The organism is Acidimicrobiia bacterium (assembly GCA_041393965.1).
Lineage (GTDB): Bacteria > Actinomycetota > Acidimicrobiia > Spongiisociales > UBA5794 > UBA5794.
This window is the reverse complement of sequence record JAWKJB010000002.1, coordinates 186769-209433: the sequence shown is the minus strand read 5'-3', so window position 1 is coordinate 209433 and position 22665 is coordinate 186769. Positions and strand designations below refer to the sequence as shown.

Annotated in this window: 20 protein-coding genes; 3 read left to right on the top strand and 17 right to left on the bottom strand. The window is 62.2% G+C overall.

Annotated elements, in window-relative coordinates; all coding sequences use genetic code 11:
- Positions 1-3 precede the first annotated feature (3 nt).
- On the top strand, positions 4-1281 hold the full coding sequence (locus R2823_05805; GenBank protein ID MEZ5175702.1) for a glycosyltransferase family 39 protein: 1278 nt from the start codon (positions 4-6) through the stop codon (positions 1279-1281).
- A 3-nt stretch (positions 1282-1284) separates the two neighbouring features.
- Here R2823_05805 and R2823_05800 read toward each other — a convergent pair whose 3' ends face one another.
- The 8 genes from R2823_05800 to R2823_05765 form a co-directional block, all read right to left on the bottom strand.
- Entirely contained in the window at positions 1285-3495 is a 2211-nt protein-coding gene (locus tag R2823_05800) for a M15 family metallopeptidase (protein MEZ5175701.1), read from the bottom strand.
- 88 nt (positions 3496-3583) lie between these two features.
- Positions 3584-4147, bottom strand: coding sequence for a dTDP-4-dehydrorhamnose 3,5-epimerase (gene rfbC, locus R2823_05795; GenBank protein ID MEZ5175700.1), 564 nt, complete (start codon positions 4145-4147; stop codon positions 3584-3586).
- A complete protein-coding gene (gene rfbA, locus R2823_05790) occupies positions 4144-5004 on the bottom strand; it encodes a glucose-1-phosphate thymidylyltransferase RfbA (GenBank protein MEZ5175699.1) in 861 nt (286 codons plus the stop codon). Before rfbA ends, rfbC begins: the two co-directional genes overlap by 4 nt.
- Positions 5001-6077: a dTDP-glucose 4,6-dehydratase gene (gene rfbB / locus R2823_05785; protein MEZ5175698.1), complete on the bottom strand. Its 1077-nt coding sequence runs from the start codon at positions 6075-6077 to the stop codon at positions 5001-5003. Before rfbB ends, rfbA begins: the two co-directional genes overlap by 4 nt.
- Positions 6078-6098: 21 nt before the next feature.
- Positions 6099-7292, bottom strand: a complete 1194-nt coding sequence (locus R2823_05780; protein MEZ5175697.1) for an aminotransferase class I/II-fold pyridoxal phosphate-dependent enzyme — start codon at positions 7290-7292, stop codon at positions 6099-6101.
- Between the two features lie 3 nt (positions 7293-7295).
- A complete protein-coding gene (locus R2823_05775) occupies positions 7296-8192 on the bottom strand; it encodes an NAD(P)-dependent oxidoreductase (protein MEZ5175696.1) in 897 nt (298 codons plus the stop codon).
- Positions 8193-8268: 76 nt separating this feature from the next.
- A complete protein-coding gene (locus R2823_05770) occupies positions 8269-9210 on the bottom strand; it encodes a glycosyltransferase family 2 protein (protein ID MEZ5175695.1) in 942 nt (313 codons plus the stop codon).
- 107 nt (positions 9211-9317) lie between these two features.
- On the bottom strand, positions 9318-10601 hold the full coding sequence (locus R2823_05765) for an exopolysaccharide biosynthesis polyprenyl glycosylphosphotransferase (protein ID MEZ5175694.1): 1284 nt from the start codon (positions 10599-10601) through the stop codon (positions 9318-9320).
- Positions 10602-10659: 58 nt separating this feature from the next.
- Here R2823_05765 and R2823_05760 point away from each other — a divergent pair, with 58 nt between their 5' ends.
- Together R2823_05760 and R2823_05755 are read left to right on the top strand one after the other, a co-directional pair.
- A complete protein-coding gene (locus tag R2823_05760; GenBank protein ID MEZ5175693.1) occupies positions 10660-11055 on the top strand; it encodes an HIT family protein in 396 nt (131 codons plus the stop codon).
- Positions 11056-11064: 9 nt separating this feature from the next.
- Positions 11065-11496 (top strand): SRPBCC family protein, encoded by a 432-nt coding sequence (locus R2823_05755; protein ID MEZ5175692.1) that lies wholly within the window; start codon positions 11065-11067, stop codon positions 11494-11496.
- A gap of 48 nt (positions 11497-11544) precedes the next feature.
- Here the strand turns inward: R2823_05755 and R2823_05750 are convergent, their stop codons facing one another.
- From R2823_05750 to atpA, 9 genes are all read right to left on the bottom strand, one after another.
- Complete coding sequence (locus tag R2823_05750) at positions 11545-13494, bottom strand: hypothetical protein (GenBank protein ID MEZ5175691.1); 1950 nt, start codon at positions 13492-13494, stop codon at positions 11545-11547.
- Positions 13495-13568: 74 nt separating this feature from the next.
- Positions 13569-14942, bottom strand: coding sequence for a glycosyltransferase 87 family protein (locus tag R2823_05745; protein ID MEZ5175690.1), 1374 nt, complete (start codon positions 14940-14942; stop codon positions 13569-13571).
- A 55-nt stretch (positions 14943-14997) separates the two neighbouring features.
- The gene (locus R2823_05740) at positions 14998-16122 is read right to left on the bottom strand and encodes a hypothetical protein (GenBank protein ID MEZ5175689.1); all 1125 of its coding nucleotides are present in this window, start codon (positions 16120-16122) and stop codon (positions 14998-15000) included.
- Between the two features lie 23 nt (positions 16123-16145).
- Positions 16146-17309 carry a glycosyltransferase gene (locus R2823_05735; GenBank protein MEZ5175688.1) on the bottom strand — a complete coding sequence of 388 codons (1164 nt, stop codon included), beginning with the start codon at positions 17307-17309 and terminating at the stop codon, positions 16146-16148.
- A gap of 61 nt (positions 17310-17370) precedes the next feature.
- Positions 17371-18258, bottom strand: a complete 888-nt coding sequence (locus tag R2823_05730; GenBank protein MEZ5175687.1) for a metallophosphoesterase — start codon at positions 18256-18258, stop codon at positions 17371-17373.
- A gap of 226 nt (positions 18259-18484) precedes the next feature.
- A complete protein-coding gene (locus R2823_05725; GenBank protein MEZ5175686.1) occupies positions 18485-18814 on the bottom strand; it encodes a F0F1 ATP synthase subunit epsilon in 330 nt (109 codons plus the stop codon).
- Positions 18814-20238, bottom strand: coding sequence for a F0F1 ATP synthase subunit beta (atpD, locus tag R2823_05720; protein MEZ5175685.1), 1425 nt, complete (start codon positions 20236-20238; stop codon positions 18814-18816). Before atpD ends, R2823_05725 begins: the two co-directional genes overlap by 1 nt.
- An 18-nt stretch (positions 20239-20256) precedes the next feature.
- On the bottom strand, positions 20257-21138 hold the full coding sequence (locus R2823_05715; protein MEZ5175684.1) for a F0F1 ATP synthase subunit gamma: 882 nt from the start codon (positions 21136-21138) through the stop codon (positions 20257-20259).
- A 6-nt stretch (positions 21139-21144) separates the two neighbouring features.
- Positions 21145-22659 carry a F0F1 ATP synthase subunit alpha gene (gene atpA / locus R2823_05710; GenBank protein MEZ5175683.1) on the bottom strand — a complete coding sequence of 505 codons (1515 nt, stop codon included), beginning with the start codon at positions 22657-22659 and terminating at the stop codon, positions 21145-21147.
- Between the last annotated feature and the right edge of the window lie 6 nt (positions 22660-22665).

Genomic DNA, 22665 nt, shown 5'->3' with positions numbered 1-22665 from the left:
CCGATGAGGTGGATTCGCCGCGAGCGCGTTCCGATCGTGATCATTGTCGGAGCTGGCTTCCTGATCAGACTTGCCTGGCTGCTTCACGCTGATCCCGTCCCCGTCTCGGACTTCAATGACTACCGCACCCTCGCGGTCGGGATTGTCGACCACGGACAGTTCGGCTACCCCGAACCGACCTCGTTCTTCCTGCCACTGCATCCTGTCTACCTGTCGGTATTCGCCTTCTTCTCTCGATCAGATGTGTGGCTGGGACTATCGATGGTAGTGCTCGGAACCATTTCGATCGGTCTCGTATACCTCGCAGCGCTCAGAGTCCTTGCGACACAGAGAGCCGCGCTGATCGCAGCAGGGCTCTTCGCGTTCTACCCGACCTTGGTCCTGTTCTCCCCCATCCTCGCCACCGAGCACCTGTTCGTCGCGCTGATGCTCGGCGCCATCGCGGTGCTGACCCGTATCGATCGCAGACCGGCCGTGTACGCGGGAATCGTAGGAATCCTCGTCGGCTGTGCAGTCCTCACCCGTGGCGAAGCGGTGTTCTATGTCCCCGCGATCCTGCTGTTCATCTGGGTCGGGAACAAGCTCCCAACACCGCGGACGCGCATCATCGTTTCCGCCCTCGTCGCCGCGGGAATCTTTGTTGTTGTGCTTCCGTGGTATGTGCGCAACGCCATCGTTGTCGACCCGAACGCCGGACTGTCATCGAGCGCCGGACTCAACTTCTATTTCGCCCACAACGACTCGGGCAACTATGGGGATTTCATCGAAGGGAACCCGCTGTACGGCCTGCCACCTGAGGAAGCGAGCCGGCTCGGCTGGGAACTGGGTTTCAAGCACATCCGCGAACATCCGCTGAACCTCGTCAAGGATGTTTGGAAGGGAACCCTGCATCTGTTCGCGTCTCCCGACTACAGCGTGTTCTGGGCGACCCAGCAGCCGGCCTATCGGGGGGATCCGGAGTTCGTCCAGCGCTATGTCCGCTTTGCGACCACCTTTCTTCAGCTCGCAAGGATGGCGACAGCGGGTCTCCTCGCGGCAGCATTGCTTTCCCTTCTCGCGTATCGAGCATGGCGGAGGGAGTTGTGGGCGCTGATCATCCCCCTCGCCGTGTCGAGCTGGCTTCTTCGAACCGTCATCTATTGGGCGAAGCCGCGGTATGCATACTTCGTGACCGTGATACTCATCTTCGTTGCAGCGTTCACGATCGATGTCCTCGTCGGAAGCAATCGACGCCTCCCCCGTGACGGGACTCGTCGCGTGGATGTGGCGGCGGGCTCCTGAGCACTAGAGCCCGAACCGCCCGTGGACGGGAAGCGTTGTGCCTCTTGGTGCCTCGAACCTGATCGCGTGGTGGGCGATACCTGCCGTGTTGTCGAGTCTGAGGTACCAGATGCCTGACGATGGCCGGAACACGGCGATCGTGTCCGTTCCGTTGCCGTCCCAATCCCCCGCGAGGGGGATGTCGCCGGGGACCCCGTAGATGAACTCGTAGTCGGCGGGTCCCGCTTCGAGCTCCCACTTGAGAAAGACCCGTGCTGTGCTTGATCGCCTGAGACCGATCTCGTCGACGCCGTCACCGTCGAAGTCCCCGACGAACGGGATGTCACCCGGGTTCCCGAACGAGAAGAAATAGTCGGCGGCGCCGAGACCCTTTCCGTCCTCACCCAACTCGTTGATGATGTAGAAGCGGTGTTCGGATGGCCGGTAGATGCTCACCGTGTCGTATCCATCGCCGTCGAAATCACCGACGAGGGGCTGATCCCCCGGGTCACCGAAGAAGAACTGGATGTCGGCGATGCCTTGTGTGTTGGTCTGGCGCAGATACACGAATCCGTCCGACCTGCGGTACAGGCCGGGGGTGTCGATACCGTCGTTGTCCCAATCGCCCATGAACGGGGAATCGCCGGGTTTGCCGTAGTAGAACTCGGTTTCGTCAGGGTCGGTACGCGGCCGGTCGGCAAGGGTCCACACACCACCGCTGTCGACATGTCCGATCGAGTCACACGGATTCGGCCCAACACATTTCGGACCGGCATCTGGCGGCAGCGTCGAGGAGTTCTGGAACCAGGAGTCCGCGGCTCCCGAGGAGTGCCCGCCGAGGGCGATCGTCAACTCCGATCCGTTCAGAGTGTAGACATCGTCGCGCCCGTCCCCGTCGTAGTCGGCGATCTCGAACATGGTCTGTGGCGTCACATTGACCGCAGGGGAGAAAGTCGCGATGCCCCCCGTCGCGAGCCGAACCGCCATGGTCGGAGCGCCCGCGTTCGAGATCGCGTAGATGTCAGCTTTGCCATCGAGGTCGAGGTCACCGGTCGCGAAATGCCATGAGCCGTCCGCCCCCGCGGGAAGAGGCAGCTGAGCGACCGCTGCTGTGTAGCCGTTGGATGATCCATAGACATTGAACTGGCTGCCGACGAGGGCATACAGGTCAGGGACATAGTCACCGTCGTAGTACCCGAGGAGAAGACGGTCGGCGGTTGTAGGAATGCCGGAGGTGACATCGGTCTTCACCTGATGGTCGCTCCCGCCTGCCCAGACGCTGAACGACACCGTCGCCCCGTCGCGCTTCGGAACCCATGAGTCCGCGACACCGTCGAGATCGAAGTCGCCGATGAGGGTTTCGTCTGATCCCGACCCCGCATTGGATCGGAACGCGATGCGGCTGTAGTTCCCGACCGCCCCCGATGCTTCGATGAGCCCCGAAGGGGACGCCAGCACAACATCGGGTGCGCCTTCACCGGTCATGTCGGCAACGGTCATCGAAGTCCCCGATGATGCCGTGAGGCTGATGTTGAAACCGACGAGGCGCTCGATGTAGGTCGTTGCCGCCGTTACGGCAGGGTATGGCGCCACACGAGCGGGGTAGTTGGGTGTCTGCGCCGGTCCGCTCCACGAGAAGTGCATTGCGTCCTTGCTGTCCACCCACGAGCCGCCCCAGCAGAATCCGGCATCGGCGAAGGAGTCAACAAACCAGCCGGGCAGGTTGGTACGAAGCACATTGTCGTGGCTCCACGGATTCGACCCGGGGTTGATGTCGAACGCCGTGCCGAAGGCGTGTTCGGACGGCCGGTAGGAACCACCGACGGTCCGCCAGTTGCGGGCGTACGCCGAGTACACATGGTAACTCTTGCCACTCGCCTGGTGGGCTTGGAGGGACGCGCCCGCAAGCAGCAACGCAGGGATCGTCTTCTCGTGGACATACATGGTCTTCGACGATCCGGGGAGGTGCCACGCAACCAGCGCATCGTTCACCTGGTAATAGGTGCGCCCGAACATGTCCCCCCAGGGTCCACGGATGCGCTCATTGACTGGTATCGACCCGCTTCGGGAAACAAAGGGCCGGGTGATGCCAGCCTCGTGGGGATCGCAACCTCGCGATTCCGACCAGTTCGCAACGCCGACGGCCGCATCGTTGGCGCTGGCATGGGGAGATTCCACCACCGAGAGCCCCGCGAGCGCAACAACAAACACGATTGCGGCGATTGACCGTGTCATTGGGCGTACCTTAGGTCACGATTGTGTATGCCTTCGGCATTCCAATCGACGATCTTGACCTGAGGCGCAGGTCACACCTCAGGATTCGTCACCGGGGTGAGAGGTCACATTCGGCCAGCAGCGGGGCATCTCCATCCTGTTGCGACAGGTGTGGCTCGTCGGTCGTTGGCCATTGGATGCCGATCGCCGGATCGTCCCAACGAACGGACCTCGTGCCGTCACGGTGGTAGGGAGTCGTGGCCTTGTAATGCACCAGCGCTGACTCCGAAACCACGAGGAATGCATGGCCGAACCCGGGTGGCACCCACACCTGTATTCCGTTGGTGTGCGAAAGCGTCGTCGCCTTCCACTTCCGGTAGGTGGATGACGACCCGCGCAGGTCGACCACGACATCGAAGACCTCGCCTGCGAGGCACGATACAAGCTTGCCTTGAGGGGGGGACACCTGGATGTGGATGCCTCGCAGCACCCCGCGGTGCGAGACCGACACATTGTCCTGCACGAACTGCGGCGCGATACCGGTGCGTTCGCGGAATTCGTCAGCCCGGTAGATCTCGCGAAGGTTGCCGCGCGAGTCTGGGTGGATCGGCGACACGAAGGCAACGACCTCGTCGAAGCCGTCAACGCGGTTTGGCTGGCCCGCGTCGGTCATCGCAGGAGGCTCGACAGGTATGCGCCGTACTCCCTATTCGGGGCGTCGGCTGCGAGCTGCGCGAGATTGTCGCGGTCGATGTATCCGAGCCGGTACGCGACCTCTTCTGGGCAGGCGATCTTGAACCCCTGGCGCTTCTCGATCGTTCGGACGAACGCGGCAGCCTCGTGGAGATCCTCGGGTGTTCCGGCGTCGAGCCATGCGATGCCCCGTCCGAGTGTCTCGACCGTGAGCCGCGACTGCTTGAGGTACACACCAATGACGCTTGTGATCTCGCGTTCACCGCGGTCGGATGGCTGGACGGAACGGGCAATGTCGACAACATCCGCATCGAAGAAGTAGAGCCCGACGACAGCGAGATTCGACTCGGGAGACTCGGGCTTCTCTTCGATCCGCATCGGAGCGCCATGCTCGTCGAGGGTCACCACGCCGAACCGTTCAGGGTCGTGAACGGGATATCCGAAGATCGTTGCTCCGTCGTTCCCCGCCGCCTTCGTGAGAAGCCCTGACAGTCCACCCCCGTACAGGATGTTGTCACCGAGCGCGAGGGCCGCACCGTCTCCATCGAGGAACCGCTCGGCGATCGGGAAGGCCTGGGCGATCCCGTCGGGAGCGGCCTGGGTCAAGTAGGAGATTCGGATACCGAAGGCGCTTCCGTCGCCGAGGAGGTGCTCGAAGTTGCCGGCCTGATCGGGTGCTGAGATCACGAGGATGTCGCGCATGCCTGCGAGCATGAGCAGCGTCAGGGGGTAGTACACCATCGGCTTGTCGTACACCGGCAGGAGGTGTTTGCTCACGACCCGCGTCATCGGATCGAGCCTGGTGCCGACGCCGCCAGCGAGGATGATCCCCTTCATGTGGCGTCCTCGGCCGGTCCGCGGTCACCATGCCCGACGCGTTCGGTCGCTCGGAGATCGGAGACAAGCGGCTCCCACCAGTCCCGGTTGTCGATGTACCACTCAACGGTCTTGCGGAGGCCGACCTCAAAGGGTGTGGTTGCTTCCCACCCGAACGCCGCGGTGGTCGCGGATCCGTCGATTGCGTAGCGCAGGTCGTGGCCTGGCCGATCCTCGACGAATTCGATGAGGTCACGGTGGGCTCGACCGTCATCGAGTGGCGCCATTTCGTCGAGGAGCGAACAGATTGCCTGCACGACCTCGAGGTTCGGCCGTTCCGACTCCCCCGCGATGAGGTAGGTGTGTCCCGGTTCGCCGCTCTGCGCGACCCGGAGAAGTGCTTCGGCGTGGTCGGTGACGAAAAGCCACTCGCGAGTGTTGGATCCGTCCCCGTAGACGGGAAGGGTCGCACCGGTGAGGCCGCGGATGGTGATGAGGGGTATGAGCTTTTCGGGGAACTGGAATGGCCCGTAGTTGTTCGAGCAGTTGCTCACGACAACCGGAAGGCCGTAGGTGTGGTACCACGCACGAGCGAAATGGTCCGCAGACGCCTTCGAGGCGGCGTACGGCGACCGGGGGTCATATGGCGAGTCCGGTGTGAACGCTCCGCGCGGGCCGAGGGAGCCGAACACCTCATCGGTCGACACATGATGGAATCGGAATCGGGCGCGGTCTTCCCCTGTGAGACCGTTGTAGTACTCGCTGACGGTTTCGAGCAGTGCAACGGTCCCGACCACATTGGTGTTGACGAAGTCCGACGGTTGATCAATCGATCGGTCGACATGGGATTCGGCGGCGAGATGCATGACGACCTCGGGCTTGGATTCGGCAAGGAGCGCACGCACTGTGCGTTGGTCACCGATGTCGACGATCTCGTGCCGATACCCATCGCGGCCAGCAATCGCGGCTGTCGACGCGACCGTCGCGGCGTAGGACATCTTGTCGAGGTTCAGGACCTCGTGACCTCTGGCTACCGCAAGGCGGGCCACGGCGGATCCGATGAACCCGCAGCCGCCGGTGATGGTCAGTCGCACCGGCCCTCCCGATGGTCTTCGTCAGTAGGCAGAAGCAAACCTCGCAAACGAGTCCATGATGTACGCAATCTCATCGTCACCCATGCCTTGGTGACATCCAAGCAGAACCCCTCCTCGCATCACGCGATCCGCATTCGGGAACGATCCACTGCCTGCATCGTTGAGTTCCGAGAAAGCAGGCTGACGAAGCACATTCCCTGTGAAGACGACCCGAGTCTGTATCCCGTCGGTCTCGAATCCGATCTGGAGTTCCCTGCGGGTGAACGGCGCCGAATCCCGCACGATGAGCGGAAAGGCCAGCCATGCTGTTTCGATCTCGGCACCCTGGCGCGGGAGTATGAACCAGTCCTCGTATCCACTGAACGCCTGTCTCAGCTTCGCGAAGTTGGTTGACCGGCGACGGGCGTATTCATCGAGGCGCCCGAGCTGGACGAGCCCGAATGCCGCGGACAGTTCCGACGGGAGGAAGTTGTAGCCGAGCGCCTCGAACATGAACTTGGCGTCGTAGTCGATGCCATCGACCGCAACATCGAATCGATCTGTGATGCCCTCGGATTCGGCACGAGTGGACGAGGTCCTCCCCCAGCCGCGCAGGAGGCGAGCCCGTTGCGCAAGGTCCGGGTTTGAGGTTGTCATCATTCCACCGAACCCCGCAGCGGTGATGATGTGCGACGCGTAGAAGCTCGTCGTTGCAACATCGGTGAGGGCACCGGTCGGCATTCCGGCGATCGTGCTGCCGATCGTGTCGCATGAGTCTTCGATGACGACAAGGCCATAAGTGTCCGCGAGTGCCCGAACGGCCTTCCAGTCGGGCAGGTTTCCGATTAGGTTCGGGATCATGAGCGCCCGGGTGCGGGATGTGATGCGCTCGGAGATGTGTGCGACATCGACGGTGTAGGTGTCGGGTTCGACATCCACGAAGACCGGCGTGAGACCGCTTTGGATGAGGGGCGCCACCGTGGTGGAGAAGGTGAGTGCGGGTGTGACCACCTCCGATCCGTGTTCGAGCCCCAGCCCTTCGATTGCGACAAGGTTGGCCGATGAGCCCGAGTTGACCATCACGCCGAACTCCTTGCCGAACCGCCCGGCAACCGCAGCTTCGAATGCCGAGACACGAGGCCCCGCCATGAGCAGTTCCGTGGAATGCTCGAGGACTTCGACCACCGCAGCGATTTCTTCTTCGCCGTACACCGCCTGTGCGTAGTTGACCCTCATCGTCTAGGGCTCTGCGGTACGGGACCGGGCGACTGTCATGATTCCGTCGGAAAGGCCAATGGTTGGCGACCATGCGTCCGGCCTCGGACCATCTGCCGGATGCATCGGCGTACGAGGTGGAAGCTGAAAGTGGGATCCGCCCAAGATCGGCTGTCGACCGAGAACGGTCGAGGCGATCTCGACGACCTCCTTCGGTGTCACCGCCTTGTCCGATGTGGCGAACAACGACATGCCGGATTCACCGGTGCTGCGAAGCTGACGGGCGCTTGCGAGCAAGGCGTCCACTGCGTCGTCCACATGGACAAAGTGGTGGAGTGCGAGCCGTTCGGGCAGCTGAATCGGTTGGCCGGCAAGAAGGCGGTCCAGGACCGTGTCGATCAGCTTGCCGCGACGATCGCGGGGGCCGTAGATGTCATAGAGCACGGTTTCGACCCACGACAGGTTCCGGGTGGCGGTGAGGTAGCGCGCAACCTCGATGAGCAGGTTCTTGGAAAGGGCGTAGAGGCTGACGGGTACGCCGTCTGCGTGTTGGAAGTGTGAGCCCGCCATCACGACGGTGCAGTCGCCGATGCGGGCGGCAGCCTCCAGGACAGCGGTCCCGAACACAACATTGGCTTCGAGCATCGGTCGAGGATCGACCGGGTCGGTGCGTTCGTAGCGGGTCGCGAGATGAAACACCATGCTCGGTTGCAGGTCTTCGAACAGGCCTGCGATCGGGTGCGTCGACGACGATATGTCGTGGATGTTGCTCGCGTCGAGACCGAGTGCTGATGCCCGATCCGGGTTGCGGACCAAGATGTGGACATCGTTGCCGTTGACGAGCCGTCGAGTGAGATGGGAACCGATGAATCCGGTTGCGCCGGTGATCACGATTGTTTCGTCCACGATTGGCCCTGTCATGGCGGCCAATTCTAAGGAGCGGAGGTGTCGGTCGAGCCTCCGAGTCTGAAGAACACGCGAGCGTGAGCATGCAGAGTCAGGTCTCGTTGTATTCGGTGGCGTCGACATCGGTCACCACGGCGGAGACGACGGTTGATCTTGGCCGGCTGACCTGTACGACGAGGTCGGCGAGGAGGGCGACAACCACGATGAGGCCAGCCGTTGCCATGACCAGCAGCGTGTTGGTGCCGATGCGGAAGCTCTTGTCGATGATGTCGTAAACGATCTTGGCGGAACCGATCAGGAACATCACAAGGGCAACCGGCATCAGGACACGCAACGGGTTCCACATCATGACCATGCGAGTGACCTGCAACAGGTACAGGCGTGTGTCGGCAACGAGGCGGAACTTCGATTTCCCCGAGCGTTCGGCGTAAGGGATGTCGATGTACTTGATGCTGTACCCGTTCGCAAGGAATGCCATGGTGAGGGTTGTCACATGGGAAAACCCGTCGGGGAGCAGATGCGAGAACTGGACGGCAACGGATCGTCGAAAGGCCCGAAACCCCGAGTTGAGGTCGGGGATCCTTGTGCCGGACAGGTACTCGGCGAGTTTCCGAATGGTCCATTTCGCCGGGATCCGAGCAAACTTGTGCGTTCCCTGCTCTGAGGTTCTCGCCCCGACGACCTGGTCGTGGCCTTCAAGCTCGTCGACGAGGGTCGGGAGAAGTTCGTTCGGGTACGACATGTCGACATCGGTCCACACCACGACGCGGCCCCGCGACGCCTCGGTTCCGGTCTTGCGCGCGGCGCCTGGCCCCCGGTTCGCGGCGAAGGTGATCAGCCTGATGCCGTCGATCTCATGGAGCCGTTCCGTGCTGCCGTCGGTTGAAGCATCGTCGATGACGATGATTTCGTACGAGTACTGCGAAGCATCGAATGCGGCGCGGATGCGCGTCAGTTCCTCGTCGAGATGATCGATCTCGTTGAACACCGGGAGGACGATCGACACATCGGGCGCTGGCACCGACGGGGTCATCGCTCATCTCCTCTGGGCTGGGGCATCAATCGGATCGCAGCGCTTGGCTTGCTGCGTTGGGCCGGGTGGTCGGAACCATAGCCACATGGTGTGAGCCGACGACGGGTCTATCTCGAGCCTTTCCCGGTCACGACGATCCAAACGGTCTTGCCGAGAATCTGGGTGTCGAGCCACAGCGACGAGTGCTTGACGTAGTACAGGTCGTAGGTGAGCTTGTCGAGGGCGTCGTCGATCCCGCCGCCATATCCGCGGTGCACCTGGGCCCATCCGGTGATCCCTGGCCGCACGAGGTGACGGCTGTCGTAGAACGGAATCGCACGGGTGAATGTCTCAACGAACACCGGGCGCTCAGGGCGCGGGCCGACGATCGCGAGGTCGCCCTTGAGAACATTCCACAGCTGCGGGATCTCATCGAGGCGTGAGCGACGGAGGAACCTCCCGATTCGTGTCAGGCGCGGATCGTTCTGCTGCGCGAATTGGGGTCCGAGTGCCTCGGCGTCGACAACCATCGTGCGAAACTTGAGGAGCGTGAACAGTTTGCCGTTCTTCCCGACGCGGGTCTGGCGGTAGATGGCGGCCCCATCGGATTCCATTCGCACCGCGGACCACACGAACGCACCGATCAGGAGCCAGATCGGCGCGGTGACGACCGTCAAGGTCGCGTCGAGCACCCGCTTGAAAGGGGCGTAGCGTGAGCGGGCCACCGGACGGGAGATCTCCCAGCCGCGGAGGATGTGGACGAGGGGAAGGCGCCCCGTGTATTCCTCATATACCGCAACGAGCGGTACGACCCGCTGACCGGAGATGGAAGCTGATGACACGAACCGCGCCATCTCATCTGACATCGTTGCGCGCAGGTCGATGACGAGCGTCATATCGTCCGCGAGCGGGATGAGGGACGGGTCAGAATCCGGCGCGACGGTCGCGATGACGGTTGCGTGGGGACTCTCGTTGATTCCGTCCGCAAGGGTCTTCTCCTGCGTCACGACGACCATGGATTCGGACCAGGGTCGCATGCGGAGCAGGGTGCGATGGGCGAGCATCTGGGCGGCCCACAGGACAAAAGTGACGAGGAGCCATTCCCGCGAGAAGTACTCCCGCGAGATCACGAGCCCGACGGCGGTGACGGTCATCGTCGTGCCGACGATCGCGATGGCTTGGCCGTACGAGGGGCGAGGAATGGTCCCCTCGCCGGAGCGGTAGGTGATGAACATGGCGATGAGTGCGCCGCCGACGGTGAGCCCCACCGACGGCATCAGGGTGCCCGTCGGAGTCGTCGCAAGCCACGGCATCAGCACGCCGAAGACCCTGAAGGTCGCGATCAGGATTGCTACAGCGAGCCACGCGAGGTCCGCGATCCACAGGCCGCGCAGGAAAGCAGCGCGTTTCATCGGTGCCTAGGCTACAACCAGATGCGTTTTGCGGTCGGTTTGAAGGGAGCAGGACACGATGCCGAGCGTCTTCACGAGGATCATCGACGGCGACCTCCCCGGGCATTTCGTGTACCGCGACGATGTGTGCGTGGCGTTTCTGTCCATCGAGCCGTTGCGCCGCGGCCACACGCTGGTCGTGCCGATCCAAGAGGTCGATCACTGGCTCGACCTCGACGATGCATCGGTCAACCATCTGCTTCGGGTCAGCAGGACGATCGGCGAAGTCCTTCAGGCCGTCTACAACCCGCGGAAGGTCGGGCTGATGATCGCCGGTCTCGAAGTTCCCCATGTTCACATCCATCTGGTGCCGATCAACCAGCCACATGACCTCGACTTCGCGAACGCAGCACCGGCGTCGAGCGACGAGCTTGCGCTCGAGGCAAGCCGCATCGCGGCCGGGCTCGCCGAGTAGTGTCCTGTCATGCCCTCGATGTCGATAGCCCATACGGTGCCGTTGAATGCCCCGATCGATGTCGCATGGGGAAAGCTCCAAGAGGAGGCCACATGGGCTGGTGTGGGGCCGATCTCGTATGTGTCGAACTCGGTCCACACGGGTGATGGCATCTTGGCTTCCTTCGAGTGGGGCGCCGAGGTTGGTGGCAAGACCTACCGTGGCAGCGCGAGAGCGGCCCGAGCCGAACCGCCGAATCTCATCGTCTTCGACATGGTCACTTCAGAGATCGAAGGGAAGGTGACCACGGAACTTCACCCGACCGGCGACACCTGTGAAGCGACCGTGACGATGGGCCTCGCGACCAAGGGCATCCTTTCGACGATGTTTTTCCCTGCGATCAAGGGCGCCCTCACAACCGGCTTCCCCGAACAAGTCGAGGATCTCAAGAACCGGATCTGAGTGTGTCCCGAGAACCCGTACTTCCCCGCCCAGTTCGCATATCTGGGATCACGACTCGACCAGTTCGGCAACAAGTGGAAAGGGCCGCAGGGCGACGGACTGTGGAACGGCGAGGAGTGACACATCGGGTACCTGGATCTCCGGTGTCTCCGAAAAGAGAACCCGGCCGTCGAACGATCGGGAGCCATCGCTGAGAACCACAAGACGGTGACCATTTCGCTCCACATGGGCAGCGAGCTCCGCGAGCGTCAGGACTCCGGTCTGAAGCCACCAAACGACAGGAACATCGCAAAAGGTCCTGATTGCGGGCGCATATGCATGTCCTAGCGTGCGTCCGACGGCGACAACAGCTGCGTCATCGGGTAAGGCGCTGCACAGCTCGAGTGTGGTGTCCAAGAGTGGACGGTGCGGTGCCGCCTTGAACAGTCCCCACGATGTACCCGTGGCCACAACCACAAAGAGCAAGGCTCCGACGACGACGGTAAGCCGTGTCGTGAACGCCGATACCGGCATTCGTGGCCACCACCCCACGAGTTCCTGCACCGACACCGCAAGGCCGAAGATGATGAACACGACGCCCGGTGCAAGGAAGCGACGCATCACCCACATGTGGTCAGGCGCGATCGACGGCCATGCGAGATACACGGCGAGAGCAACGGACACGATCACCAACGCGTACATGGCGATCGATGGACCCGCCACCGAGCGCCATATCACGAAACACACACCGACGAGGGCGGCGATGACCACAACCCATCCCCAATACCATGTGAACCAGCGAAGGGAGTTTTCATACAGCTTCACCGTTCCGTCGATCGGGAGCTCGTGGAGTCGCTGCATGTTCTCCATCCACGGTTTGTGCGCTCCGTGCACCTTGAAGTAGGTTGGCCGAACGAACAGCATGAATGCCGAAGCGAGGCCGACGAGGAGAACACCCGCGACTCTCAACCGAATGAAGGCTGTCCCGAAGACTCGCTCGTAATCCCATCCTCGTAGCCTGGCCCGCGCCAAGTAGACAGCGGCGAAGGCACCCATCGAGAAGCCAACCGCCAATCCCATCGGTATCACCTGGTCAGCCCTCTGCGTGACATATACCGGCGAACGAAGCCACAGGTCGACGATGCCAATACTGGCCACACCGAGGGTCACGATCGCTGATCTCAAGATCACCCTTGTCGACAACCCCTGAGAACGAATCAGCCATACGGTGAGTATGAGCAACCAGCCCGTCACAAACAGCCACCCGTCGAGCCTCACACTGGTGAGCACACCAATGCATGCGGCCGCGGTATACAGCGGCACGGCGTCGGCGGTCCGCGTTGTCATCCATGTGCAAAGAACCGCCACGGCCACCAGAGCCAGGGTCAAAGGCTCTGCGAACGTATCTCGAAAGAAGAAATAGAAACTGACATTCATTGCCAGTACCGCAATGAGCAAGAGAGCTGCCAGCTCATGGACAATCCAAAGCAGGGCAAGATAGAGCAAGAGAAGCACAAGTCCACCCAAGACTGGATTGACCCACAGCATTGCGCGCGTGCCAAACGCTGTCCCTACCGTCGCAAGCACGGTTGGGAAGCCGTGCGAAAACTGAATGTACATCCGACCATCATCACGGACATCGAAAGCGGTGTTCCATTGGGGATCGATATCCGAAGTAACCGGGAAAGGTGCCCCTCCGCCATCGACCAGGAGATCCCCGTGATTTCGAAGCCACTGTGCCGTGTTCAGATAGGTACCCTGATCTCGTTCACTTGTCATGTGCTCTCCGGCAAACACCGCATTCGTGACGATGAACGCAACGCACAGGGCAGCGATGCCAATGGTCCCGAGGCGTGTCGGAAGCCTGAGACTTGCATCGGAAAGGGCGCGCCACGCCGCTACGGAGAGTGCCAGCGCAGCGACAGCGCAGATCGCAGCTGTCACCGGCAGGAACCAGCCCACTACGGCGAAGACCAGACTCGACCCGACCAGGGTCGAAAGAAAGACCCCGATCGACACAACAAAACGATCAAGTACCAATGATCGCCGAGTAGCGGAACCGGCTCGGTGGCGAATCGATGGTTGAGAACCTGTCACCGAGCCTCAGAACCGATGTCGCGCGACTGATTCGCCGCGAGTGCTGGGCGGCAAATGAGATCCTCCTCACGATCACCAGGAAAGGCGATTGCAACCGCCGTGAGAGCAGCAACAAGCCACCATGAATTGCGAAACCCTCGTACCGCCAGGATCGTGAATACGGCGAGTACCGACGAGACGGCCAGAAGAAGCTGCCCGCCAGACCGTACGCGGCGTGCAACCAAGACACCGGCCACAACCGCCAGCGCCACTCCAATCGCGGTCGGAATATGCAGACCAAGGCCAGCCAATGTTGCCGAGTCTGGACGAGGACTCCGTGTGAGGTGGTGACGCACGACACCGTTGAGCAAACCCTCGGCGTCAAGAACCAGGAAGGGGATCAGCGTGACAAACGCAGTGGCAACGGACACGGCCAGTCGCTTCCAACGATCCTCTGATGGGAGAAACACGATCATGGGCACCGTAACGATCATGTACTGCTTCGTCGCAATCGCAAGTCCAAACATGATCGCCGCTGCCACCCATCGACGCTCCCACCACGCAGCAGCCGCGACGAGGAACGGAAGGGTGAGTGCCTCGGTCCATCCCGCGTACACAAGAAGATACGACATGGGGAGAACACACATCATACCCACGACCGCGGCGCCGGTTCGCATGCCGAGATCACCGGGGCGCTGGCTACAGAACCACAACACAAGGCCCAGGGCCACGGCAATGCTCAGAGCGCCGATCACTCGCGAGTCGCCGAAGACGATCGAAGATCCCGCATACGCAATAAGCGCCAATGGCGGATAGGTGTATTCACCAATCAGGTCCCGATCGTCGAACGGGTGTGTCTCTCGGACGGCGACATTTCCGGTCGAATACGGGTTCTGTCCGTCGAGCAACGCCTCAGCAGCCGCCTCGTGCAGGAGGTAGACATCGATGTCGATCGGGTCGTGGTATGCGAACAGGAGGCAATACAGCGTCATGAAGAGCACTGCGAACAAGGCAAGGATGGCGACAATGCGTTCGCGTACTCCTCGTAAGGCGACCGCTGCCACCAAGACGATGAACCCGATGAGCTGAGTTGCCCGAATCGATGGCACATTCTTCAACGTGACCGGAAACCGAACGGCCGTGAGGACGATGATCGGTATTGCAGCGCCGAGCGCCACGAGAATCGCCGATGCAGGGTTCCAGCCGGAACGAAGCATCATGGAGCCAGCGACCAGCAACCCTGTTCCAGCGCTAAGCAGGATCACCGTGAGATTCCCTGGCGGCTCTTCGATCATGGTGCCACCAATCAGCACGAGTGAAAGCCCGACGACGACGAGCCACTTGTTGGCCGCGAAGAATCGAAGGACCGGTCGTGTTGCTTGTTGGTTCACAGCGGAGCGAGCCTACCGCGAGAACCCCTTGAGCACGGTATCTGATCTCGGCGTGTCACCACCCGGCAAGCGACGACAGCGAATCGACGATTTCGACTGGCTCAGCATCGCGGGGAACGGACAGCTGGTAGCACTCGCCCCGAGAGAACGCCGAACGGTACACGCCGAGGGTGTCGGAGTAGAAAGCATCGAGCGACATGGCTCGATCCGTGAGGACACTCCCCAGGTTCAGCAAGCGAGCAAAATCCCAGAACTCATCGACGAGGGCCGCTGCCGCATGCTGAGCTGCCTCACCGGGATCCATGGGCCGAGATGTAACCCGCTCCACGGCACCTGGCACTACCCAGAACACCGTGTCGATCTGTGACTCGTCTGCTACCTGTGCAGCTCCGAAGAGGTCTTCAGCCGACACCCGCATGCGAACCTGTTTCGGACCGAGCCACGAAGCCCGAACCGTCCAGAGGCCTCGGCGCGCGGGTCCGAGGCGGTCGAGCAGGCGGGTCTTCGTCTCCGGGAGTCGGTCGAGGTTGTAGTCGTACACCTGCACCTTCTTCGGGTGACGGAAAGCTCGACCGTTTTCGTCGATGACGATCAAATCGTCGCCCAGATACCTCAGGTCCTGCCGGCGAGACATGGCGGCCAGCAAACTCGTACTCTTGCCGACACCACCGGTACCGGCGAGAACCGCAGTTCGGTCTCCCTTGCAGAGTGCTGCGGCATGCAGCATCGCGGACCGGTTGTGCAACAACTGATACGCAAGCAAGCTATCGATGATTTCGTAGATCACATTCTTCGCAGCAACCTGGATCAGTGTCGACCCATCTCGACTGCCCACCTTGAGGAGGCCGGATGTCGCTCCACTCCAGCGGTCGAGGTGCCGCGGAAGGTAGATATGCACGCTCATCGGAGATGTGGACGAGGGCACCGCGGGAAGGTCCACCGCGTACACCGTTCCCGCCCATTTGATGCCGTAGTGCAGGCGAAGGACTCCGTTGGAATGCAAACCGACGCCGTGCTTGAGCGCCAAGCGCGACCCTGCCAACGCGACCACCGGTCTCTCTTTCGGGATCCCATCGGAAATGTCGAAGTCGATCCACGACTTGGTCTCCGTGGGGGGCGAGCTGCGTGTCAACTCGTCGACAATCACCGGGGTCGTGGCACTGTCGCCCGTGATTCTCATCCCGATCGTCGCAATCCAGGAGTTCATGGTGCAAGACCCCGGAGAACGCTCCTGTATTCTCGGGCTGTTGTCGCCATGTCGAGTGCACCGCCGGTGAAGTACTGGGCAGCCGATGCGCCGAGACGATCGAGGCCACTGGTGTCTCCCATCCCCCGAACCAACGCCTCCGCGAGTGCTTCGACATCGCCCGGTTCCACCAACCATCCGGTTCGACCATCCTCGATATGATCAGCCAAGCCAGCGATTCTCGAAGCGATCACCGGTGTCCCGAGCGACATCGCCTCTGCCAATACCACCGGTGTCCCATCGGTGTCCCCATCCGGAGCGACCACGGACGGGATGAGCAATGCAGTGCATCGCCGCATGTGGTCGAGAACTTCCTCTCGAGGTTGTCGACCGACGAAGCGTACTCGGTCATTGAGGTTCGCCTCGTCCACCGCCGATTCCAGCGTCGACCGGAGAGGGCCGTCACCGACGACCACGAGATCGCCACGATCGATCATGGAGAACGCGTTGATCGCAATACCGATGCCCTTCTTCTGCGCAAGGCGGCCGACGATGAGGAAGGAGTCAGCTGCACGCCGTCCTGCATCTCGTACCTCAGGTGCGGCCACACCCATCGGAACCGCTGATGTGATGTTGTCGGGAGCCTCGGCCAGATCGATCACCATCGACCGGATGTCCTGACTCACCGGCATCACGGCCCTCGCACGCGTCAGGATCTTCCTCTTGAGCCACGAGATGCGACGACCTCTCAGCGTATAGACATCGGCCCCGTGGACGGTCACGATGTAGGGCTTTCGGAGAAGAGCCGCCGCACATGACGCCGCGAGGCCCCCCGGAAGAATCCAGTGTGCGTGCAAGACATCGGCCCTCGTCCTCCAAGCCTCAAAGACGGTCCGGACGATCATGGCACCGACAAGAGCCGGAACCTCGATCCAACGCCAGGGCTCCGCACGCAGAGTTGGCATGATTGCACCGTTGGCGAGGCCCTCCCATCGGCGCGGGAAGTATCCGAAGCGTCGCACCGTAACGCCATCGATGGTCGTCACGCGAGCGGCTTCTGGAACCCGAGGAGCGAGGATCGACACGGTCATCTCATCGGTGAGTGCCGAAGCGAGGTCAAGTACGAAGGCGGGCGTACCATCGCCACTCTCCACTGGAACCGTCGTGGCGAGGACAAGCACACGCGGAGACTCGACGGAGCGATGCCATCTGCGTCGCAATCTGATCACGAGTCCTCCAGCCTTATCGTCCAATACGGAAACCATCGGAATATGGGGTATCGCTCCCCACGAAATTCCCCACCAATAATTGATCGGTCGCTTCGACGACGACGACTCCATGACCCCACACATCGCTGCCTTCGCCCATGGTGGCGGCAAAGTAATCGGCTTCCGAATCGCCCGGATGCAAGGGTCTGTGGCGTCCCGCGATACCCGCAATCACGAAGACGGCCCCTTGCCCGGCAAGATGCACACCATCCGCATCGGCTATGCAACCACTCACCACGCGATCCGCGCGGACACAGCGAAGCTGGTGGGAACGCTGGTAGTTGTGGGCGTGACCCATCATCACGATGTCGGCATTGGCTGCCTCCCAGTTCGCGAGTTCCTCCGAAACCTCGCAGGTCTTCTCCGCTGCCGAGATGCACACCTTGTGGTGCGCCACAATGATCCAGAGACCATGGGAGCGTCCTTCAGCGACCGTCTGTTCGAGCCAGCGCCGGTCCTCGGACCCCGGCGCATAGTTGAACTCCCTTCCCTTGACGCTCAATCCGGGCGCGATTGCCACCACGCGTACCTTTGTCGCGAAATCCGAGTAGTACTGGAGGGGATACTCGCCGGAAGAGCCAACCCGATCCGGCAGGCACTCGGCGTAATCGCCGATCCATCCACCGTCGCCACCGTCAGCTTCGTGGTTACCGACGACCAGCTGCACTGCGACCGATGCTCCGACACGGTCGAGGACATAGCCACACCATGCGACCTCGGGTCGGATCTGTCCGTATGACAGATCGCCGACGACAAAGAGTGCCTCAGGCGCAAGGCCTGAGATCATGCTGAGTGTGTCGTTTGCGGCGTCGTTTGCCCCGAAATCTCCTGCGAATACCAAACGGACCGATTCGCCAGCCACCTCTGTGGGCGGTGTAATCGACGGTCGATGTGTTGTTGAGCTCCCACCCACGGTGCACGACACGAGGAGCGTCGACGAGAGGAGAACCGAGAGGAGGCTTTTGGATCGGTGGATCATGCCGAGACTCGCCAGTCGCGTCTCGAGGCTCGACCGGCCCCATCGCCGATGTCCAGCATGCGGGAAGCCTACCGCTCGCCCCCGACCTGCAGCGGTTTGCGACGATCAGCTATCCGTCGTTTCCTTGCTCCGCCTCGCGGAGTTGGACCGCTGCCCTGCGGGCGTCCTCGACGGAACCCTCGGTGAGCTCGGCGTTGTCGGTGAGGAGGGTCACCTGATTCCGGTAGATCTGGAGGAATCCGCCGTGGATACCCGCCATCGTGACACCGTTCCCGTGCACCACCTTGACCGCGCCGGTCGAAAGGGCGGCCATCGTCGGCTGGTGGTCGGCGAGCACGCCGATATCGCCTTCGGTGGTGCGGGCCGTGACCAGCTCGGCTTCGCCGGACCAGACAACTGCCTCGGGGGTGACAATGTCGACCTGGAACGAGCGGGCCATCAGACACTCGCCTCAAGCTTCTTGGCCTTCGCCATCGCTTCTTCGGCTCCGCCAACCATGTAGAACGCCTGCTCAGGGAGATGATCGAGTTCGCCTTCGAGCAACGCCTTGAACGACGCGATCGTCTCCTCCAACGGCGTGAACACGCCGGCCTGGCCCGTGAACTGCTCGGCCACGAACATCGGCTGGGACAGGAAGTTCCTGATCCTGCGAGCCCGGTTCACGATCAGCTTGTCCTCCTCGGACAGCTCATCCATACCGAGAATCGCGATGATGTCCTGCAGGTCGTTGAACCGCTGCAACACCAGCTGGACCTGCGTGGCGACCGCGTAGTGCTCGTCACCGACGATCTGGGGATCGAGCGCCCGCGAGTTCGAGTCGAGCGGGTCGACAGCCGGGTAGATACCAAGCGCCGTCAACGGCCGGGAAAGCACCGTCGTTGCATCGAGGTGCGCAAACGCCGTGTGTGGCGCGGGGTCGGTGATGTCGTCAGCTGGCACATAGATCGCCTGGAGCGAGGTGATCGACCTGCCGCGCAACGAGGTGATCCGCTCCTGGAGTGCACCCATCTCCGACGACAGCGTCGGCTGATACCCAACAGCGGACGGCATCCGGCCCAACAGGGTCGACACCTCGGATCCTGCCTGGGTGAAACGGAAGATGTTGTCGATGAACAGCAACACATCCTGCTGCTGGACATCACGGAAGTACTCGGCCATCGTCAACGCCGACAGGGCGACCCGCAACCGCACACCGGGCGGCTCATCCATCTGCCCGAACACAAGCGCCGCCTTGTCGATGACGCCCGATTCGGTCATCTCGAGGAACAGGTCGTTCCCCTCACGGGTCCGCTCCCCCACACCGGCGAACACGGACACACCCCCGTGTTGTGTCGCGACCCGGTTGATCATCTCCTGGATCAGCACCGTCTTACCGACACCGGCACCCCCGAACAGGCCGATCTTGCCACCTTCGAGATACGGTGAGATCAGGTCCACGACCTTGATACCGGTTTCGAACACCTTCTTCTGCGGCTCCACATCCTCGAACGCCGGCGGGTCGCGGTGGATCGGCCAGCGTTCCCCGTCAAAGGTGATGTCAGGGGCGTCGAGCGCCGCTCCCCACACATTGAAGATGTGCCCGAGGGTCTGGTCCCCAACCGGTACCGAGATCGGGCCGCCCGTGTTGCGCACCTCGGCGCCGCGAACGACGCCGTCGGTTGGAGCGAGCGCGACGGCCCTCACCTTGTCGTCACCGAGCTGCTGAGCGACCTCGCACAGCACCGTTGACTTGTCCCCCTCGACTTCGATGTCGACTTCGAGCGCATAGTTGATCTCGGGCAATGCGTTCGATGGGAATTCGACATCGACGACCGGACCGGCCACCTTGACGATTCGGCCGGGGGCGAGTGTTGTGACGCTCATGTGGTGCTCTCCGTCTTCTCAACCGCGGGACAGCGCCTCGGCGCCGCCGACGATCTCGCTGATCTCTGTTGTGATCTCTGCCTGACGCGCCTGATTCGCCTCCCGGGTCAGCAGGCGGGTCAGCTCCTCGGCGTTCTCCGTCGCGGCCTTCATCGCCCTCCGGCGAGCCGCGTGCTCGGAAGCGGATGCCTCGAGGAGCATCCCGAACATGGTGCCTTCGAGATATCGCGGCAGCAGGCGGCCGAGGATCTCTTCGGCGGAGGGCTCGAACTCGTACCCGACGGGCTGCATGGTGGCGCCGTCCTCGGATTCGGGGGGCTCGATCGGGAGCACCGGCCACATCTCGGCGATCTGGGTCAACGCCGACACATACTCGGTCGTATACGCTTCGACGGCGTCCACCCGATTCGATGCATACTCATCGAGCACGATGTTGGCTACCGACCGTGCATCCGCGTAGGTGGGCGTGTCGGTCACGGCAAGCCACTGATGGCTCACCTGATGTTTCCGGTACCGGAAGTAGGCGAGGGCCTTCGCCCCGACCGTGTAGAGACGAACATTCGTCCCTGCCGCCTGATGAGCGGCAACCGCATGCTCCGCGAGCCTGATGACCGACGAGTTGTACCCACCGGCAAGCCCCCGGTCAGAAGTGACGACGAGGACGCCGACTCTTTGCACTTCACGCTTGTCGAGGAGTGGGTGTGACAAGGATCCGGTCGCTGCGCCGATGTTGCGGATGACCTCGTTCATCTTGTCGGTGTACGGCTTTGACCGCGCCACCCGCTGCTGAGCTTTCCCGATCCGTGCCGTGGCGATCAGCTCCATGGCGCGGGTGATCTTCATCGTCGATTCGACGCTCTTGATCCTCCGGCGGATCTGACGGACTTCGGCTGATGCCACGGTTCGCTATCCCTCCGAACCTGCCGACGCCTTGTAGGCGTCGATGAGCGAACCGAGCTCCTCCGCGGGAAGCTCGCCTGTGTCTGCGATCGATGCCAGCACCGAGCCGTACCGGGAACGGGCAAACTCGCGCAGTCCGGCCTCGAAGCTCCGAACCTCGCTCGGGTCGATGTCGTCCATGTAGCCCTCGGTGACCGCGTACAGCACCAGTACCTGCTCTTCGACGGGGACCGGTGCATACTGACCCTGCTTGAGGACTTCGACGACGCGTCGTCCACGGTCGAGCTGGGCAAGCGAAGTCGCGTCGAGTTCGGAGCCGAACTCGGCGAACGCCTCCAGCTCACGGAACTGGGCGAGGTTCAAGCGGAGCGGGCCAGCGACCTTGCGCATCGCTTTGACCTGAGCGGCCCCGCCGACACGGGACACCGAGATACCCGCGTTTATCGCAGGCCGGATGCCGGAGAAGAAGAGATCGGTTTCGAGGAAGATCTGTCCGTCGGTGATCGAAATCACATTCGTCGGGATATACGCCGAAACATCGTTTGCTTTCGTCTCGATGATCGGCAGACCGGTCATCGAACCGCCACCGAGTTCGTCCGAGAGCTTGGCGCAGCGTTCCAGCAGGCGGCTGTGGAGGTAGAACACATCGCCGGGATACGCCTCACGACCGGGGGGACGGCGCAACAGCAGCGAGATCTCGCGGTACGCGACCGCCTGCTTGGTGAGATCGTCGAAGATCACGAGGGCGTGTTCACCCTTGTACATCCAATGCTGGCCGATCGCAGACCCTGCATACGGTGCGTACATCTGGAGGGCGGCAGAGTCGCCAGCCGACGCGTTGACGACCACGGTGTAGTCCATCGCGCCGGCTTCGGTGAGGACATCGACCACCTCGGCAACAGTCGAGTTCTTCTGCCCGATCGCGACATAGATGCACTTCACCCCGAGGCCCTTCTGGGCAAGGATCGTGTCGACAACGATCGCCGTCTTGCCGGTCTGGCGGTCGCCGATGATCAGCTGACGCTGGCCACGACCGATGGGGGTCATCGAGTCGATCGCCTTGATACCGGTCTGGAGCGGCTCGAAGACAGGTTGGCGCTCGACGACCGTCGGCGCCTGCGTTTCGAGGAAGCGGCGCTCGATCGTGTTCAGGTCGCCTTTCCCGTCGATGGGTAGACCGAGCGGGTCGACCACCCGGCCCAGCAAGGCGTCACCGACCGGGACGGACAGGACGCGACCGGTGGACCGCACTTCGTCGCCTTCTTCGATGCCTGAGGCGTCACCCATGATGACCGCACCGATCGAGTCCTCATCGAGGTTCAGGGCAACACCCAAGAGCCCTCCGGGGAACTCGAGGAGTTCCGATGCCATGGCGCCTGGGAGGCCCGCCACACGAGCGACACCGTCACCGACCGAAAGGACATAGCCGATCGTCTCGGCTTCCAGCGAGGGCGACCAACCCTCGAGATTTGCTCGGAGCGCTTTGGTGATGTCTCCGGTGTCGAACATGAGTTCAGCCATCGTCTC